Raw genomic sequence first — 17,086 nt, forward strand, 5'->3', positions numbered from 1 at the left:
TCCTCACTGCAAGCGGGTGTCGAGGCCGCCTTCGGCCATTTCCGCGGCACGCAGCACGGCGCGGGCCTTGTTCTGGGTTTCCTGCCATTCGGCGTCCGGGTTGGAATCGGCGACGATGCCAGCCCCGGCCTGGACGAGCAGTTGGCCGTCCTTGATCACCGCAGTACGGATGGCGATGGCCAGGTCCATGTCGCCGTTGAAGCCCAGGTAGCCCACGGCGCCGGCGTAGATGCCGCGCTTGACCGGCTCCAGCTCGTCGATGATCTCCATGGCCCGCACCTTGGGGGCGCCGGAGACGGTGCCCGCCGGGAAGGTGGCCTTGAGTACGTCCAGGGCGTCCAGGTCCGGCTTGAGACGGCCTTCCACGTTGGAAACGATGTGCATCACGTGGGAATAACGCTCGATCACCATGGTGTCGGTGAGCTTCACCGACCCGGTGGTGGCCACCCGGCCCACGTCGTTACGGCCCAGGTCGAGCAGTTGCACGTGCTCGGCCCGCTCCTTCTCGTCGGCCAGCAGCTCGGCGGCCAGGGCGGCGTCCTCTTCCGGACTGGCGCCGCGCTTGCGGGTGCCGGCGATGGGCCGCAGGGTGACGCGCTTGCCCTGCCCCTGCTCATCGCCCTGCCCTTCGACCCGGACCAGGATCTCCGGCGAGGCGCCGACGATATGGAAGTCCTCCAGGTTGAAATAGAACATGTAGGGCGAGGGGTTCAGGCTGCGCAGCGCCCGGTACAGGGCCAGGGGCGTGGCGCCGAAGGGCTTGACCATGCGCTGGGAGAGCACCACCTGCATGATGTCGCCCTCGGTGATATAACGCTTGGCCTTGACCACGGCTTCCTTGAAGCGGGCCTCGCCGAACACCGAGACGGCGGGCTGGAAGGTGCAGGGGGTTTCCGTGGGCACGGCGGCGGGCTGGCGCAGCCTGGCGAGCAGTTCCTTGAGGCGCGCCTGGGCCTTCTGGTAGGCCCCGGGGAAGCCCGGCTCGGCATAGACCACCAGGGTCAGCTTGCCGGACAGGTTGTCCACCACCGCGATCTCTTCCGAGAGCAGCAGCAGGATGTCCGGGGTGCCCAGGTCGTCGGCCTTGGCGGTGCGGGTCAGGCGCGTTTCGATGTAGCGCACCGTGTCGTAGCCGAAGGCGCCCACCAGGCCGCCGCAGAAACGCGGCAGGCCGGCCACCGGGGCGACGCGGAAGCGCTTCTGGAAGCGGGCGACGAAATCGAGGGGATTGGTGTCGTCCTCCCGCTCGGCGATGCGGTTGTGGTTGAGCACCAGCACCTGGTGGCCATGTACCGCGATGCGGGTCGGGCTCTGCAGGCCGATGATCGAGTAGCGGCCGAAGCGCTCGCCGCCCTGCACCGATTCGAGCAGGTAGGTGTAGGGCGCGTCGGCCAGCTTCAGATAGATGGAGAGGGGGGTGTCGAGATCGGCGAAGGTCTCGAGGGTCACCGGGATACGGTTGTACCCCTGCGCGGCAAGCGCGTTGAATTCGGTTTCGGTCACAGCAACCTCGCAAGCAGGTTTTTACTTCTTTGAACGCCCCCGTGCGGGGAGGGGCGCGTCGTTGCCCGGGTGTCAGCCGTCCGGGCCCGGACGGGGGATTAATGTTGGCGCGGCGAGCGCCACCAACCCTGCCACGATTGCCAGCGCTGCTGGCCGATCAGGCATTCCGTCCGGAAAACGACGTTCTTGCGGGTCACGATGGGTAGGAAGTGAGGTTCTAGCTCAGGGTCATTGCCGGCGGAATCGTTACGCTTCAATCACGAGTGCCGCGCCGGCGGTGGAAGCTCCCCGCCTTGGCGGAGGCTTTCGTTCCATGCCGCCACCATGCGGGCGGCGTCATGAAGGTCCGATACTAGCGCATGGCAGGAAGCGACGTCTACCGATGACTCTGTCACCGGCCGTCCCTCGTTGTAGCCGTAGGGTACGCCGATGGTCAGACAGCCGGCGCCCCGGGCGGCGATGAAGTCGTTGCTCGAATCGCCGACGTGGACATTCTCCGCCGGCAGGCAGCCCAGCAGCTCGCAGGCGTGGCGTACCGGCGCCGGGTCCGGCTTTTTCTGCGCCAGGGTGTCGCCGGACACCACCGCGGCGAAGTAGTGGGCCAGCCCCTGGCGTTCGAGCAGCGGCAGGGTGAAGGCCTCGGGCTTGTTGGTCACCACCCCGAGCTTGAGCCCCTGGGCCGCCAGGGCGTCCAGCCCGGCGAACACACCGGGATAGGGCTGCGCCGTCCGGCCATTGGTTTCGGCGTAGTGGCGGCGAAAGGCGGCGATGCCGGCCTGCACCAAGGCGGGTTCCGGCGGCGCGCTCCAGGTCAGGCAGCGCTCCACCAGCACCGCCATGCCTTTGCCGACGAAATTGCGTATCTCGTCGTCGCTGCGCGGCGGCTGGCCCAACTCGGCCAGCATGGCATGGCAGGCGGCGGCCAGGTCGGGCACCGTGTCGAGCAGGGTGCCGTCCAGGTCCAGGGTTACCGAAAGGAGCGCCATGGCAGTCACCGGCCCGTCGCCCACTCAGGCCTTGGCCAGTTCGGCGCGCAAGGCGGCGATGACCGAGTCGTAGCGATTGCGGTCGCTGTCCTTGCCGGCCCCGTACACGGCCGAACCGGCGACGAAGGCGTCGGCCCCGGCCCGGGCGATTTCGGCGATGTTGTCCACCTTCACCCCGCCGTCGATCTCCAGGCGGATGCTGCGGCCGGTGCGGGCGGTGTAGGCGTCGATCTTGGCCCGGGCCTCGCGCAGCTTGTCCAGGGTGCCGGGAATGAATTTTTGCCCGCCGAATCCCGGGTTCACGCTCATCAGCAGCACCACGTCGAGCTTGTCCATGACGTAGTCCATGTAGGTAAGCGGCGTGGCCGGGTTGAACACTAGGCCGGCCTGGCAGCCGGAATCGCGGATCAAGCCCAGGGTGCGGTCCACGTGGTCGGAGGCTTCAGGGTGGAAGGTGATGATGTTGGCGCCGGCCTTGGCGAAGTCCGGGACGATGCGGTCCACCGGCTTGACCATGAGGTGCACGTCGATCGGCGCGGCGGTGCACGGGCGGATCGCCTCGCACACCAGGGGGCCGATGGTGAGGTTGGGGACGTAGTGGTTGTCCATCACGTCGAAGTGGATCCAGTCGGCGCCGGAGGCGATCACGGCGGAGACTTCTTCGCCCAGCTTGGCGAAGTTGGCGGAAAGGATGCTGGGGGCGATGACGTGCATGGCGGAGGCCGAAGGGGCAAAAAGGCGAAGGGGCGATTTTACCGCGAACCCCATCCTGACTCCGCTGTCAGAATGCAACCCCAACCCGGACGCTGCCATCCCGGCGCCCGGCCCACGAACGCTTACAACAAGACCGCCATGGCCACCATCACCAGCCCCGACCCCGAGCAGTCCCGGGACGACTACGCCGTCCGCGTCAGCGCCGTCCCCCAGTTCATCCCCGAGCAGTCCGACAGCGACGCCGGACGCTACATCTTCGCCTACACCATCACCATCGAGAACGTCGGTCGCGTCGCTGCCAAGCTGGTGTCGCGCCACTGGATCATCACCGACGCCCGGAACGAGGTCCAGGAAGTGCGCGGCATCGGCGTAATCGGCCAGCAGCCCCTGCTACGTCCCGGCGAGCGCTTCGAATACACCAGCGGCTGCTCCCTGCCCACCCCGGTGGGCACCATGCGCGGCACCTACCGCATGGAAGCCGACGACGGCACCGCCTTCGACGCCGACATCCCGGAATTCACCCTGGCCGCCCCCCGGGTGCTGCACTGAGCCGGCCTTTTTTCCCCGTCATGAATAGGCACGCCCTATCGCAGCCATAGGGCATGCCTATTGCAAGCCATTGATTTAAATCAACATTGATCCTGACGTGAAACGGACAATCCCCTTCTGATAACAAGGTTTTTCAACCAGCAAGGGAGATGTCATGAAAAAGAGAGTCGCATTGCCCCTCCTCGTCGCGGGGCTCCTCGTCGCCGGTGCCAGCCAGGCCGCCGACCCCTACGGCAAGTTCAAGGAACTGTTCAAGCCCCTGCCGGCCATCGCCCCGATTCCGGCGGACAACCCCCAGACCGAGGCCAAGGTCGAGCTGGGCAAGATGCTCTACTTCGACGCCCGCCTGTCCGGCGACGGCACCATCGCCTGCGCCACCTGCCACAACCCGGCCCTAGGCTTCACCGACCGCATCCCCCGGGCCATCGGCCACGGCGCCGCCCGCGGGCCGCGCAACTCGCCTACCACCCTGAACGCCGCCTTCCTCACCTCCCAGTTCTGGGACGGCCGCGCCCCCACCCTGGAAGCCCAGGCCCTGGGCCCCCTCCAGGCCAACATCGAGCACAACATCACCCTGGACAAGGCGATCGCCGTGCTGAAGGGCTTCCCCGAGTACCAGAAGCGCTTCGCCGACGTGTTCGGCGGCAAGGACCCGGTCAATCCGGACAACCTGGCCAAGGCCATCGCTGCCTTCGAGCGCACCCTGATCACGCCGAACTCCCCCTTCGACCGCTACCTGGCCGGGGATGAATCGGCGATCAGCACCCAGCAGAAGAAGGGCATGAAGGCCTTCGTCGAAAAGGGCTGCGTCGGCTGCCACAACGGCCCCAACTTCACCGACGGCAACTTCTACGCCATCAAGGTGCCGGGCTCCACCGACGAAGGACGCTACACGGTGACCAAGAAGGAGAGCGACAAGCACGCCTTCCGCACCCAGACCCTGCGCAACGTGGCCCTGACCTACCCGTACTTCAACAACGGCTCGGTGTGGAAGCTCGACGAGGCGGTGAAGATCATGGGCAAGGAAATGCTCAAGACCGACCTGAGCAAGGATGAGGTGGACGACCTGGTGGCCTTTCTGCACGGCCTGACCGGCGAGATGCCCAAGTTCACCATCCCGGCCCTGCCGTAAGCCGCCAGGCCCGCAGCAACCACGAACGGGGGCGCAAGCCCCCGTTTTCGTTGGGCACGCCTACTCCAGCCGCCCACCCCGGGCGCGGCCAAGGGAAGCGGACTTTTCCGGGCGCAGGGTGCGCAGGTGCGGCGTTCGTAGTAAAAGCGGGGATCTGCTCGATTGCGTGGGATTGGCGCGATGGCCCGCCCCGGTGCTGTGCAAGGCTAGAAACCGGCCCAGCCCGACCAACGCGCCCTCTGGCACGGAGTATCGCCCGGATATTTCAGGCCCAACCCCGGCTCTCCGCCCGCCAAGCCATCGTCAACCGCGATGGCTGTTTTTAGCCCCTGCTGAAACCCCACGACTGGCGTGGGGTTTGGCGGTGCATCAAAAAGTGCCATCGCCGTTGACGATGGCAAAAGAGAGTCTAGCCGCCGTAAAGCCAGGGCCGGAGTAGCGCCACCTGTCGGACCGGGGCCATGGCAAGGCACGGAGGTTTGCCCAGCGGCCGCCGCCATCGCCGGGGTGCCTCGGTGGACTCAACGATCCGCCGCGTTGGCGGGTGGGATGCGCCCCTCGTCCATGCGCTCGCCGTAGATTTCCACCGCCATCAGCCCGGCGATCAGGGCCACGATCACGGCGCAGGCGATCGCCCCGAAGATCAGGGTGCCGCGCCGTTCCGACTGCGCCGCTGCCCGCACTGCCGCCTGTTCCGCCGCCCGCTTGGCCGCGGCCGGGTCCTGGTGATCGCTCATGGCTGTCGCTTCCGCAAGATAAACGCCCATTATCCGCCCTTTCGCCCGCCGCCTTCCTGCCGGAGGTCAGCGCGGTCGCCAATGAAAAAGCCCGCGCGCAAATGCGGCGGGCTTTTCCGGAAGCCGGGTTCTTCGGGCCCAAGGCCCGAGAGCTGCAGCGCTGCGGTAATCGGCGTTAATGGTCTGAACACCACAGAACACAGGGGAGATGCCTTTTATATTTTTCTTCATACCAGCTTTATACCCACTTTAATTTTTGCAGGGTTCATTCTACCGGCAAGGCTCCCAGGTCCAATCAGCCCCAACTTGCCCATCGCGTCCCCAACACCAGTTTTTAGCCATTATTTTCGCAAGGACAAGCGTCCTTTACTCAGCATGATGGCGCGATGTCCCTCTCTCAACTATGGCTGGGGTGAGGCTCCGCTACGCAAGCTATCGTCAGAATGGATCACAAGAATAGTTAGGGCTGTCCCGACTGGTCTTGCTTATGTCGCGTCAACTCGCTGGACAGACCACGCTCGAAGCCCGTCATAGCTGAAGCCCACGAAGCATGTCACGAACACGTTTTCATCACGAGCTTTCGTAATTCCACATGACCCGGGAACGAAGAACGCCTTCAAGCCGCCATTGAGCTCAATTTCGCCGGACTGTGGCCCCAATATGGATGTGACAACTCCTTGTACTCTGCTCAACTTGTCATCGAGCTCCCAAAAATCTCTTTGTTCAGACCACGCCCCGAGTTCATTATGGTGGACCAGTTTGTCTAGGTCGCATCCATTTCCCAGCCACTCGAAACTGAAAGAGCGGTCCCGCCTGTAGCGCGCTCGGGCCCGTGTTTCCTCTAACTCCCGCTGGGAGCGCTCTGCAGCCAACGAAAGACCTGCCAGACCTTGGGTCGCATACAAGACGTACAAGTAGTAGCAGGCGTCTATGCTGTTGGCATTAGCTTTCCAGTACGCAATCTTTTCTATCGCAGCATCCAAGGACGGTGCTGGCTTCAAGTAACGGGCGCCCTGAAGCCAAAGCCTAGTAGAGCTATCATCCCCGGGTTCCTCGGTGATGTTCTGTTCAAGGAGATTGAGGCTCCTTCGTAGGTCCTTGGATGAAAGTTTCCCCCAATGGCGCCCAGTTCTGGCCAAGTAAGTCCAAACAATTTGACGCCGAATCGGTGGAGCGAAAACTTGCGACGCACCAGATCGATCCCGTCTATCAAGCAGGTTCTGCCAGCGCTGTAAAGCATCATCGTGCGCGCCATAAAGCACATCCAACTCAGCGCGACAGCGTTCCTCATAGTCACTCGGTCGTTCGCCGCGTCGAAGTTGTCGCGCGCCGGCTAACACATTTTCGACCCGCTGAAACGCTTCGCGTAGCCAGCTATCAGTTGATTCGGCCGAAGCCTGGATAGCTGACTTCTTTTTAACGCTTGCAGCATATTCAAGCACCCGTATGAGCAACTGAGCCTCGCTGATGTATCCGTACTCATCATCTGGAGCCATTTCTCTACTGACTTCGAAACTGGTGGATGCTTTCTTTCCGAGGTCAATGATCGTGTCGAGGCTTGCGTTCGCAGCAACCTGCGTGAACAAGGAATTTCTTAGCACCATACCTTTCATATGGTGGAGCAAATAATCGCTTTGATCGAGTTCGATTGCCCTCTCAATTGCATCTAGCGCATCGTCGAAACGCTGTAACTCAACCGAATAGAACCGCCCCAGATGTGCCCAGTAATGGGGCTTCCCTGGAAAAAGGTCAGTTAGGTGCTTAAATAATCGAAGCCTTGATTCAGACGACGGGAGATCGCTCACCAAAGAAGAGAACAATCGCCCCCCTGAACTGACAGTCCCCAAGAGATCAGAGTCATCACGGAACAGGAAGACTCGGTCCGAAATCGCACTGAGCTCTTCGGGCTGCACCGGTCGAGATGGATTACAAAAATCCGCCAACGAAATAGCGGCATCTGCTAAATGCGACCTCCAGTTTCGAGTGTCGTGCATATCAGCAGACAGTGTCTGAATAATAATTTCTGTCGCGATCAACTCATGCGCGGTGCGCCATTGGCTTTTCCCTGAACCGACCACAAGGCCCTTAGCCGCAGGACACAAGACATGATCGAGATTAACGGGACGAGATTGCGGCACGCCCAATAGATCGGCAAAATGCTGCTCCGAAACGGACTGGTGCCCATACTTGTGTACTAAAGCCAATATGAGCAGGATTTGTCGTTGCGCCGGAGAGACTTCACGAAGGTGGTTCGCAACAAATGGAGTAATGCCCATGAAATCCTGCTGAAACGCAGTAAGGCAAAAAACAAATGGCGTCTGATTTTCCGCCGGCCCGCGTGCGAGCCCCTCCAGCTTTTGACGCTGATTCGGAACTTCACTTGCCAAAACCTCTATAAACCTTGGCAGCTCCGAGCGGCTGACGGACGATGGCAACGTGAACGAACGATTTCCTTGTTTCGGAAGGTTATGCCGACGGAGAACCTGAAGGATGACGGAGGGAGTGCGCCGCGCTGTGAGCTGTCGAGCCAAGTCGGCTGCACTAGCATCGTCGACAATACTGCCTTCTCGAATTATCAAAACGGGCTTTTCGGTCCGCTGATAGATCCAGGCAATGCGCTCGACTGTTTCCTTCGGTTCGCATCTCGTCAATGCGACGCACGGAAAATCAGAACGGAGAGTCCATGCTATCCGTTTAGCGATAGTCGTTCCACCCGCGCCCGGCTTATGAAAAAGGTTGATGCGAGACGAAAGTCTGGCCGTTAAATCGGTCTGGACGGCATTTTGCACTTCCCTTGTCTTCTCGCGTTCAATATCGCAAGCAACCCCCAATTCGAACCATGCGATTGCACGGCCCCTCAGAAATTCGAATCCAAGTGGACCGAGTCGCTCCGGCTTCTGCCCGACGGTAGGATGGATAAGTTCTAGGTCTTCTTCGAGCCACGCAACATCCTTCGGCTCAATATGCTTCTGCACCCCTCCTATCCCCGGAAGAAATATTGCATGATCGGAGCCTTGCAATTGCGATGTGGCAAACGATGATAGGCCATCAAGGAAATGGCGAGGCTCGAAGGAAAACATTTCAGCACCGCAATCTTCCGCCGTCCGCCTTAAGGCGTCGTTCTCATCGGTCACGAGGATAGCCGTAACTGCATCACCGAAAGCTTCCGTCGACGATTCGAAACAGCGACGTAGATGCTGTTCAGAGCTGAGATCATTCCATAACGCAATTGCAACGACTGGTTCCGAACTCGCTGCAGCGTAAGCCAGTAACCTAGTTCGAAAATCCGCTGCGCATTTCTTCAGCCATTCTTGCCATTTCGGCCCCACCAACGAACTCGCCCGGCCCGTAATTCCTCTAGCAAGGTACCAAAGTGTGCTTTTGGAATACGCACCTCCAGGTGTATCACCATTCGTTACAGCGTGAACGGGGCGTCTCTTTTCCAATATGGGCCTAACCGCATTGAGCACCCCCGACCCAACACTGTTTGGATCAAAATCTGCGACAAATCCCCAGTCCAATCCCGCTAGAGCCTTCGCATATTCGGGGGACGGAATTTCCTTGAGCCCCAAGAACAAAACATAGCGAATTCCCTTTTCCCCCAAGCATGTGACCTCGGAAAATCGCGGCCATTGCGGCTCGTCCGATTGAAGTGCTGGTTTGGCAACTTGGGCCCCGATGAACCAACCAACAATGTTCTTAACTTCATCGGGATTTGCTTCAGAATTCTTCGAGCCACGTCGGGTGTAAAGGACGTTAGGCCTGAGTGCCTCCCCCCCTTTACTCTTGACTGTGGGATAGAACGGACCACTAGCGAAGTGATCGTTGTAGATCTCAATTACTCCAAACTGCTTTGAATCGTGCGTGATCTCGTGATAGGCAAACTTTGGATGCGGATACACCCAGTCGTCCAGTTGCTGCTGAAAGATATTGTCATCGACGTGCTGTACCACCCCCTTCTTCTCAACCGTCCCGTCGGCATGTCGCTTTACGCCGATAACGATAAACGCGCTGCACTCTCGTGGCGTGTTTGCAAAAGAGATAATGTCTTTAACGAATGCTGTTCTGTTCTTTTTCTTCTCATCAGGATCGGATGCCGAAAGATCGTAAGGATCCCGCTTGAAATCCAGAACGTTCGACTCGGATTGTTGGAGCAGTGACAACAATTGTTGTTCATTCATTACGTCACCTTGAGAAGTAGCGCCGTGGAATCTCGAATAGACCGTAGGCATCTTACACAAGGCATTGCCAGATGTGAAACGGGCTGAGATGACGGTGCTGGTGACGAGATTTCGCTCTGTCGCGGGCTCTCAGGCAATACCCGCTTTTTACAGAACCAAAATTGGTTTCGGTACACGCTTTTTCACCCGCTTTTTAGTTGGATGTCAATGGACATTACCGGACAGTAGCGTATAAAAAAGCCCGCATTTCGCGGGCTTTCTGGATCTCATCGGACAACACCGGATTCTGAACTTTACTAGCTGCGGTAGTCGGCGTTGATCTTCACGTAGTCGTAGGAGAAGTCGCAGGTCCACACGGTGCCGGCGGCGCTGCCCCGGCCCAGGTCGATGCGCACGGTGATCTCGGCGGACTGCATGATGCGGGCGCCATCCTCTTCCCGGTAGGCCGCGGCGCGGCCGCCGTTCTCGGCCACCAGCACGGCGTCGTCGCCGGCCGCCAGCCAGACGCGGATGCCGTCCACGTCCAGGTCGGCGATGCCGGCGTAGCCCACCGCCGCCAGGATGCGGCCCAGGTTGGGGTCGGACGCGAAGAAGGCGGTCTTGACCAAGGGAGAATGGGCAACGGCGTAGGCCACCTGGCGGCATTCCTCCCGGGTTTTGCCCCCTTCCACGGCGATGGCCATGAACTTGGTGGCGCCCTCGCCGTCGCGCACGATGGCCTGGGCCAGTTCCCGGGCCACTTCGATCAGGGCGGCGCGCACTTCGGCCCAACCCGGCTCGTCGCCGCGGGCAAAAGCCACGCCGGCCTGGCCGGTGGCGGCCACGACGAAGGAATCGTTGGTGGAAGTGTCGCCGTCCACGGTGATGCAGTTGAACGACTGGTCCGCCGCCTCCTTGGTCACCGCCTCCAGCAGGTCCTGGGCGATGCCGGCGTCGGTGGCGAGGAAGCCGAGCATGGTGGCCATGTTCGGGCGGATCATGCCGGCGCCCTTGGAGATGCCGGTCAGGGTCACGGTCTTGCCGCCCACCACCACGCGGCGCGAGGCGGCCTTGGCCACCGTGTCGGTGGTCATGATGCCGTGGGCGGCGGCGTGCCAGTTGTCGGCCTTGAGATCGGCAATGGCCGCCGGCAAGCCGGCCACCAGGCGATCCACCGGCAGGGGCTCAAGGATCACCCCGGTGGAGAACGGCAGCACCTGGCCCGCCGCCAGACCCAGCATTTCGGCCAGGGCGGCACAGGTGGCGTTGGCCGTGGCCAGCCCCGGGGCGCCGGTGCCGGCGTTGGCGATGCCGGTGTTGACCACCAGGGCGCGGATGCCCGCAGCGCCGTCCCGGGCCGCCGCCAGGTGGCTGCGGCACACCTGCACCGGCGCGGCGCAGAAGCGGTTGGCGGTGAACACGCCGGCCACGGTGCTGCCCTCGTCCAGGGCGATCACCGTCAGGTCGCGGCGGTTGGCCTTGCGAATGCCGGCCTCGGCAACGCCGAGGCGGACGCCGGCGACGGGAAACAGGGCTGCGGGAGCGGGGGTGGCGTAATTGACGGGCATGGCGGGTACCTGGAAAGAAAACCGGCCGGGCGCGGGGTCATCCCCGGCCCGGCCGCACGGTCGTCAGTTGAGTTTGCCGTGGCAGTGCTTATACTTCTTGCCGCTGCCGCAGGGGCAGGGATCGTTGCGACCGACCTTGTCGGCACCGGCCGGCAGGGGCGTCAGTTCGGTTTCGGCACCGTCGGCGCTGGACAGGGCTTCGTCGTAGTCGGCGTGGTGGTATTGGACATTCTCCACGTCGGCGTGGGGCGCCGTCTCGGCCACTTCCTCGGCGGAACGGATCTGCACGGTCATGAGCAGGCGGGTGACCTCGTTGCGCACCGCGTTGAGCAGTTGCTCGAACAGCTCGAAGGACTCGCGCTTGTACTCCTGCTTGGGGTTCTTCTGGGCGTAACCGCGCAGGTGGATGCCCTGGCGCAGGTGATCCAGGGCCGCCAGGTGCTCGCGCCAGCGCTCGTCGAGGCGTTGCAGCATGACGTTGCGCTCGAACTGATGGAAGGCGTCGTCGCTCACCAGGGCGATCTTGGCGGCGTAGGCGGCGTCGGCGGTTTCCACCAGGCGGTGCAGCAGGTCGTTCTCCTGCAACTGGGGCTCGCTCTTCAGCCATTCGCCCACCGGGGCTTCCAGCAGCAGTTCGGCGGCCAGGGTCCGTTCCAGGCCCGGAATGTCCCACTGCTCTTCCACCGACTCTTCCGGCACGTGGGCGCGGAACAGTTCTTCCACCACGCCGTGGCGCATGGCGGTGATGGTCTCGGAGATGTCGGCGCTTTCGAGCAGCTCGTTGCGCTGGGCGTAGATCACCTTGCGCTGGTCGTTGGCCACGTCGTCGTATTCGAGCAGCTGCTTGCGGATGTCGAAGTTGCGGGCCTCGACCTTGCGCTGGGCCGACTCCAGGGAGCGGGTCACCAGGGGGTGCTCGATGGCCTCGCCCTCGGGCATCTTCAGCCGCTCCATGATCGCCTTGAGGCGGTCGCCGGCGAAGATGCGCAGCAGGGGGTCGTCCAGGCACAGGTAGAAGCGGGACGAGCCCGGGTCGCCCTGGCGGCCGGCGCGGCCGCGCAGCTGGTTGTCGATGCGGCGGGATTCGTGGCGCTCGGAGCCGATGATGTGCAGGCCGCCGGCGGCCACCACCTGCTCGTGCAGGGGCTTCCACTCGGCCTTGAGGGCGGCGATGCGCTCGGCCTTTTCCTCGGCGGACAGGGCCTCGTCCTCGCGGATGGCGTCCACCTTCTTGTCGATGGCGCCGCCGAGCACGATGTCGGTGCCGCGGCCGGCCATGTTGGTGGCGATGGTGATCATGCCCGGGCGGCCGGCTTCGGCCACGATCTCGGCCTCGCGGGCGTGCTGCTTGGCGTTGAGCACCTGGTGGGGCAGCTTTTCCTTGTCGAGCAGGGCCGAGAGCAGCTCGGAGTTCTCGATCGAGGTGGTGCCCACCAGCACCGGCCGGCCCTTGCCGTACTGCTCGCGGATGTCGGCGACGATGGCGGCGTGCTTCTCGTCGGCGGTGCGGAACACCTGGTCGTTCAGGTCCTGGCGCACCACCGGCCTGTTGGGCGGGATGACCACGGTTTCCAGACCGTAGATCTGGTGGAATTCGTAGGCTTCGGTGTCGGCGGTACCGGTCATGCCGCCGAGCTTTTCGTACATGCGGAAGTAGTTCTGGAAGGTCACCGAGGCCAGGGTCTGGTTCTCGGGCTGGATCGATACGCCTTCCTTGGCCTCCACCGCCTGGTGCAGGCCGTCGGACCAGCGGCGGCCGGCCATCAGGCGGCCGGTGAATTCGTCCACGATGACGATCTCGCCCTGGGGGCTGACCACGTAGTGCTGATCCCGGTGGAACAGATTGTGGGCGCGCAGGGCGGCGTTCAGATGGTGCATCAGGGTGATGTTGCCGGCGTCGTACAGGCTGCGGCCGTCGGCGAGCAGGCCGATTTCCACCAACAGCTGCTCGGCGTGCTCGTGGCCGGCGTCGGACAGGTGCACCTGGTGGCCCTTCTCGTCCACCCAATAGTCCCCCTCGCCGTCCTCGGTCTCCATGCGCGTCAGGCGGGGCGCCACCTGGTTGAGCTTGAGGTAGAGGTCGGTGTGGTCGTCGGCCTGGCCGGAGATGATCAGCGGGGTACGGGCCTCGTCGATGAGGATCGAGTCCACTTCGTCCACGATGGCGAAGTGCAGGCCGCGCTGCACCCGGTCGTCCTCGTCGTAGACCATGTTGTCGCGCAGGTAGTCGAAGCCGAACTCGTTGTTGGTGCCGTAGGTGATGTCGGCGGCGTAGGCGGCCTGCTTGGAGTCGTGGTCCATCTGGGACAGGTTCACGCCCACGGTGAGGCCCAGGAAGCGGTGCAGGCGGCCCATCCACTCAGCGTCGCGGCTGGCCAGGTAGTCGTTCACCGTGATGATGTGCACGCCCTTGCCGGTGATGGCGTTGAGATAGGACGGCAGGGTGGCCATCAGGGTCTTGCCCTCGCCGGTGCGCATTTCGGCGATCTTGCCGTAGTGCAGGGCCATGCCGCCGATCATCTGCACGTCGTAGTGGCGCATGCCCATGACCCGTTTGCCGGCCTCCCGGACCACGGCGAAGGCTTCCGGCAGCAGGGCGTCCAGGGATTCGCCCTGGGCGTGGCGCTGCTTGAACTCGGCCGTCTTGGCGGTCAGGGCCTCGTCGCTCAGGGCGGCGATGCCCGTTTCCAGCTCGTTGATGCGGCGGACGGTCTGGGTGTATTGCTTGATCAGCCGGTCGTTGCGGCTGCCGAAAAGCTTTTTGAGAAGGCCGGAAATCATGTCGGGAAGGACCCTGAACTCACGCAAATCGCGAAAGGCGGGATTCTAGCATGGGGGAATGACCGCCCCGACGGGGCGAGCCCGGGGCGGTACCAGAAGGCGGCGGGGACGAGCCGCCTGGGGAAAGCGGAAGGCCGAGGCGGGGCGGGGCCAGCCTCTGAGAGGATCAGCGCTGCGCCAGGCGCGGCAGGGCCCGCTCCAGGAAGCGGTTGGGGTTCTGCGCCACGCCGTTCATGCGCACCTCGAAGTGCAGGTGGGGGCCGGTGGAGCGGCCGGTGGTGCCTACCTCGGCGATGCGCTCGCCCGGCTTGACCACCTGACCTTCGCGCACCACCAGCTTGGAGCAGTGAGCGTAGCGGGTGGTCAGGCCGTTGCCGTGGTCGATCTCGACCATGTTGCCGTACTGGGGATGGAGTTCGGCGGCGATCACCACCCCGCCGGCGGCGGCAACGATCTCGGTGCCCACGCCGGCGACGAAATCCACCCCTTCGTGAAGGGCCCGGGCGCCGGTGAAGGGATCGATGCGCCAGCCGAAGGTGGAGGCGTTCCACTGGGAATTGACCGGCAGCACCGTGGGCAGCCGGCTCTTTTCCGCCCAACGGGCGAGCAGCTCGGATTCGAGCAGGGAAAACTGTTCGCTCTGCACGTCCAGGCGTTCGGAGAAGCGGTCCAGCTCCTGGTGCAGGTCGCCCAGGGACATGGCCGGCCGGGCCAGCACCAGGGGCCCGCCCTGTCCGCCGGCGGACAGGGCGTCCAGGGGCTTCAGGGCCGCCCCGCCCTGGCCCACCTTCTCGCCGGACTTCACCCCGGCCAGGCCCATCAGGCGCTCGCTCATGGAATCTAAGCGCAGCACCTGGGCCTGGAGTTGCCCCAGGCGCAGAGCCATGGCATTGACGTTGTCGCGCAGGAAGGCCTCGCGCTTTTGCGCTTCATGTTCACGGACCGCCGTCAGCATCTGCTCGGCCACGGGCAGCCGGAAGTGCAGCGACAGGTAGGCGAGGATCAGGCCCACCAGCAGGACGCCACCCAGCAGCGCCAGGCCCGCCAACAGCAGGTGTCGCCCGGTCAGGGTGACGGTCTTGGCGGTGGCCAACCGGTTTGAGACTACAATGATGTGCATACGCTGATCTCCCCATGCCCAACTTCATCAACGCTTATTTCGACGCCCCCGACGGCCTGGGCCGAATGATGGCCCACGCTCGTCTGCTCAAGCGGTTGCAAGCCGCCTATGAACAGGCGGCACCAGCCTATCTGGGACAAGCGAGCCGAGTGGCGAACTACAAGCAGGGAATGGTGGTTATCCACGCCGACAGCGGCGGCGTGGCGGTCAAGCTGAAGCAGCTAAGCCCCTCATTGACCGGTGTTTTTCTTGGAATGGGGATCGAGTGTAGCGGCATCCAGGTGAGGGTGCAACCCGCCCCGGAAGGCCCGGAAGCCCGCCCCCGCCCGAACCGGGCGCTCACCCCCAACGCCCGCCAGGGCCTCGGCGAACTGGCCGCCGGCATGGCCGACAGCCCCCTGCGCCGCGCTCTGGAATCCCTGCTCAAGCGTAGCGCCTGAGCGCTGTTCCCCACCCTGGGCGTGGTGATTCAGCGATTTCAGTAGGTCGATCAGCCAGGAAGCAGCGTCGCGCCTCCGGCCAACAAGCACCTCAGACCAGCAACGGCGCAATCACCGCCACCCTCTCCAGCAGCAACAGGCCGAAGAAGCACAGGGCGACGATCAAGGCCCAGCGGAACAGGCGGAACGCGATGGTCAGGTAGCGCCGGTCGGCGGTGAAGAAGTAGGCGGCCACGCAGCCGGCCACGCCGATCACCACCAGCACCGCCAATATCCGCAGGACGAGCATGGCGGCGGCGCGGAGTCAGAGCACCCGGCTCAGGCGGCCAGGGCGGCCGGCTGTTCCAGCCAGCGGGAAACGGCGGGCGGGGCCTCGCCTTCCTTCTCGAAGGTGACGAACTCCCAGGCGTCCTGCTGGGCCAGCAGGGCCCGGGCCAACTGGTTGTTCACCCCATGCCCGGACTTGTGGGCGGTGAAGGAGGCCAGCAGCGGGTGGCCGAGCAGGTAGAGGTCGCCAATGGCGTCTAGCACCTTGTGCTTGACAAACTCGTCCGGCAGACGCAGCCCGTCGGCGTTGAGCACCCGGAACTCGTCCAGCACCACCGCGTTGTCCAGGCCGCCGCCCAGGGCCAGGCCGTTCTCGCGCAGCCACTCGACCTCCTGCATGAAGCCGAAGGTGCGGGCCCGGGAGACTTCGCGCACGTAGGACTGCTCGGCGAAGTCGAAGGTGGTTTCCTGGGCGGTACGGTCGATGGCCGGGTGGGAGAAGACGATGGAGAACGACAGCCGGTAGCCGTCGTAGGGCTCGAAGCGGGCCCACTTGTCGCCGTCGCGCACCTCGATGGGTTTCAGCACGCGGATGAATTTCTTGGCCGCCGGCTGCTCCTCGATCCCCGCCGACTGGATGAGGAAGACGAAGGGTGCCGAGGAACCGTCGAGGATGGGCACCTCGGCCGCATCCAGGTCCACGGTGGCGTTGTCGATCCCCAGGCCGGCCATGGCCGACATGATGTGCTCGACGGTGCCGACCTTGACCCCGTCGCGCTCGACGCAGGAGCACATGCGGGTATCCCCCACCAGCAGGGCGGAGGCGGGCAGATCCACCGGCTCGGGCAGGTCCACGCGACGGAAGACGATGCCGGTGTCGGGGGCGGCCGGGCGCAGGGTCATGGTGACCCGGGCGCCGGAATGGAGGCCCACGCCGGAGGCGCGAATCGTCGATTTGAGGGTGCGCTGCCTGAGCATTTTTATACCGAAGCGAACCTCCGCGTCGCCGATGGCCCGCAACGGGCCGGCAACGGAAGGCAAAAATTCGTTTTCGCGTTGAAAAAGGGGGGAAGAACGCATTTTAGCACGCGCACGTCCTTCCCCCTTTCAAGAGGCGAGTATCGATACG

The 17,086-nt window shown here is 63.5% G+C and carries 13 protein-coding genes; 3 read left to right on the forward strand and 10 right to left on the reverse strand.

Annotation, left to right across the window (positions count from 1 at the left end; translation table 11 throughout):
* Positions 1-3: 3 nt before the first annotated feature.
* The 3 genes from trpE to rpe form a co-directional block, all read right to left on the reverse strand.
* Entirely contained in the window at positions 4-1,503 is a 1,500-nt protein-coding gene (trpE, locus tag V7Z98_RS02520) for an anthranilate synthase component I (RefSeq protein ID WP_334156871.1), read from the reverse strand.
* Between the two features lie 257 nt (positions 1,504-1,760).
* Positions 1,761-2,489, reverse strand: coding sequence for a phosphoglycolate phosphatase (locus V7Z98_RS02525; RefSeq protein WP_334156872.1), 729 nt, complete (start codon positions 2,487-2,489; stop codon positions 1,761-1,763).
* Between the two features lie 24 nt (positions 2,490-2,513).
* Positions 2,514-3,203 carry a ribulose-phosphate 3-epimerase gene (rpe, locus tag V7Z98_RS02530; RefSeq protein WP_334156873.1) on the reverse strand — a complete coding sequence of 230 codons (690 nt, stop codon included), beginning with the start codon at positions 3,201-3,203 and terminating at the stop codon, positions 2,514-2,516.
* Between the two features lie 138 nt (positions 3,204-3,341).
* Here rpe and apaG point away from each other — a divergent pair, with 138 nt between their 5' ends.
* The gene (gene apaG / locus V7Z98_RS02535; RefSeq protein WP_334156874.1) at positions 3,342-3,752 is read left to right on the forward strand and encodes a Co2+/Mg2+ efflux protein ApaG; all 411 of its coding nucleotides are present in this window, start codon (positions 3,342-3,344) and stop codon (positions 3,750-3,752) included.
* A gap of 154 nt (positions 3,753-3,906) precedes the next feature.
* Complete coding sequence (locus V7Z98_RS02540) at positions 3,907-4,884, forward strand: cytochrome-c peroxidase (RefSeq protein WP_293259292.1); 978 nt, start codon at positions 3,907-3,909, stop codon at positions 4,882-4,884.
* 521 nt (positions 4,885-5,405) lie between these two features.
* Here the strand turns inward: V7Z98_RS02540 and V7Z98_RS02545 are convergent.
* From V7Z98_RS02545 to V7Z98_RS02565, 5 genes are all read right to left on the reverse strand, one after another.
* Positions 5,406-5,621 carry a hypothetical protein gene (locus V7Z98_RS02545; RefSeq protein ID WP_334156875.1) on the reverse strand — a complete coding sequence of 72 codons (216 nt, stop codon included), beginning with the start codon at positions 5,619-5,621 and terminating at the stop codon, positions 5,406-5,408.
* Positions 5,622-6,106: 485 nt separating this feature from the next.
* Positions 6,107-9,802 carry an ATP-binding protein gene (locus V7Z98_RS02550; protein WP_334156876.1) on the reverse strand — a complete coding sequence of 1,232 codons (3,696 nt, stop codon included), beginning with the start codon at positions 9,800-9,802 and terminating at the stop codon, positions 6,107-6,109.
* 296 nt (positions 9,803-10,098) lie between these two features.
* On the reverse strand, positions 10,099-11,349 hold the full coding sequence (gene argJ, locus V7Z98_RS02555; RefSeq protein ID WP_293259286.1) for a bifunctional glutamate N-acetyltransferase/amino-acid acetyltransferase ArgJ: 1,251 nt from the start codon (positions 11,347-11,349) through the stop codon (positions 10,099-10,101).
* Positions 11,350-11,412: 63 nt separating this feature from the next.
* Positions 11,413-14,130: a preprotein translocase subunit SecA gene (gene secA, locus V7Z98_RS02560; protein WP_293259283.1), complete on the reverse strand. Its 2,718-nt coding sequence runs from the start codon at positions 14,128-14,130 to the stop codon at positions 11,413-11,415.
* A gap of 166 nt (positions 14,131-14,296) precedes the next feature.
* Entirely contained in the window at positions 14,297-15,250 is a 954-nt protein-coding gene (locus tag V7Z98_RS02565) for a M23 family metallopeptidase (RefSeq protein WP_293259280.1), read from the reverse strand.
* Positions 15,251-15,264: 14 nt separating this feature from the next.
* Between V7Z98_RS02565 and V7Z98_RS02570 the strand changes: the two genes are divergently transcribed.
* Positions 15,265-15,690 carry a DciA family protein gene (locus V7Z98_RS02570; RefSeq protein WP_293259277.1) on the forward strand — a complete coding sequence of 142 codons (426 nt, stop codon included), beginning with the start codon at positions 15,265-15,267 and terminating at the stop codon, positions 15,688-15,690.
* 91 nt (positions 15,691-15,781) lie between these two features.
* Here V7Z98_RS02570 and V7Z98_RS02575 read toward each other — a convergent pair whose 3' ends face one another.
* Positions 15,782-15,979, reverse strand: a complete 198-nt coding sequence (locus V7Z98_RS02575; RefSeq protein WP_293259275.1) for a hypothetical protein — start codon at positions 15,977-15,979, stop codon at positions 15,782-15,784.
* Between the two features lie 29 nt (positions 15,980-16,008).
* On the reverse strand, positions 16,009-16,935 hold the full coding sequence (gene lpxC / locus V7Z98_RS02580; protein WP_293259272.1) for a UDP-3-O-acyl-N-acetylglucosamine deacetylase: 927 nt from the start codon (positions 16,933-16,935) through the stop codon (positions 16,009-16,011).
* Positions 16,936-17,086 lie beyond the last annotated feature (151 nt).

The organism is Oryzomicrobium sp., from assembly GCF_036820405.1.
GTDB lineage: Bacteria > Pseudomonadota > Gammaproteobacteria > Burkholderiales > Rhodocyclaceae > Oryzomicrobium.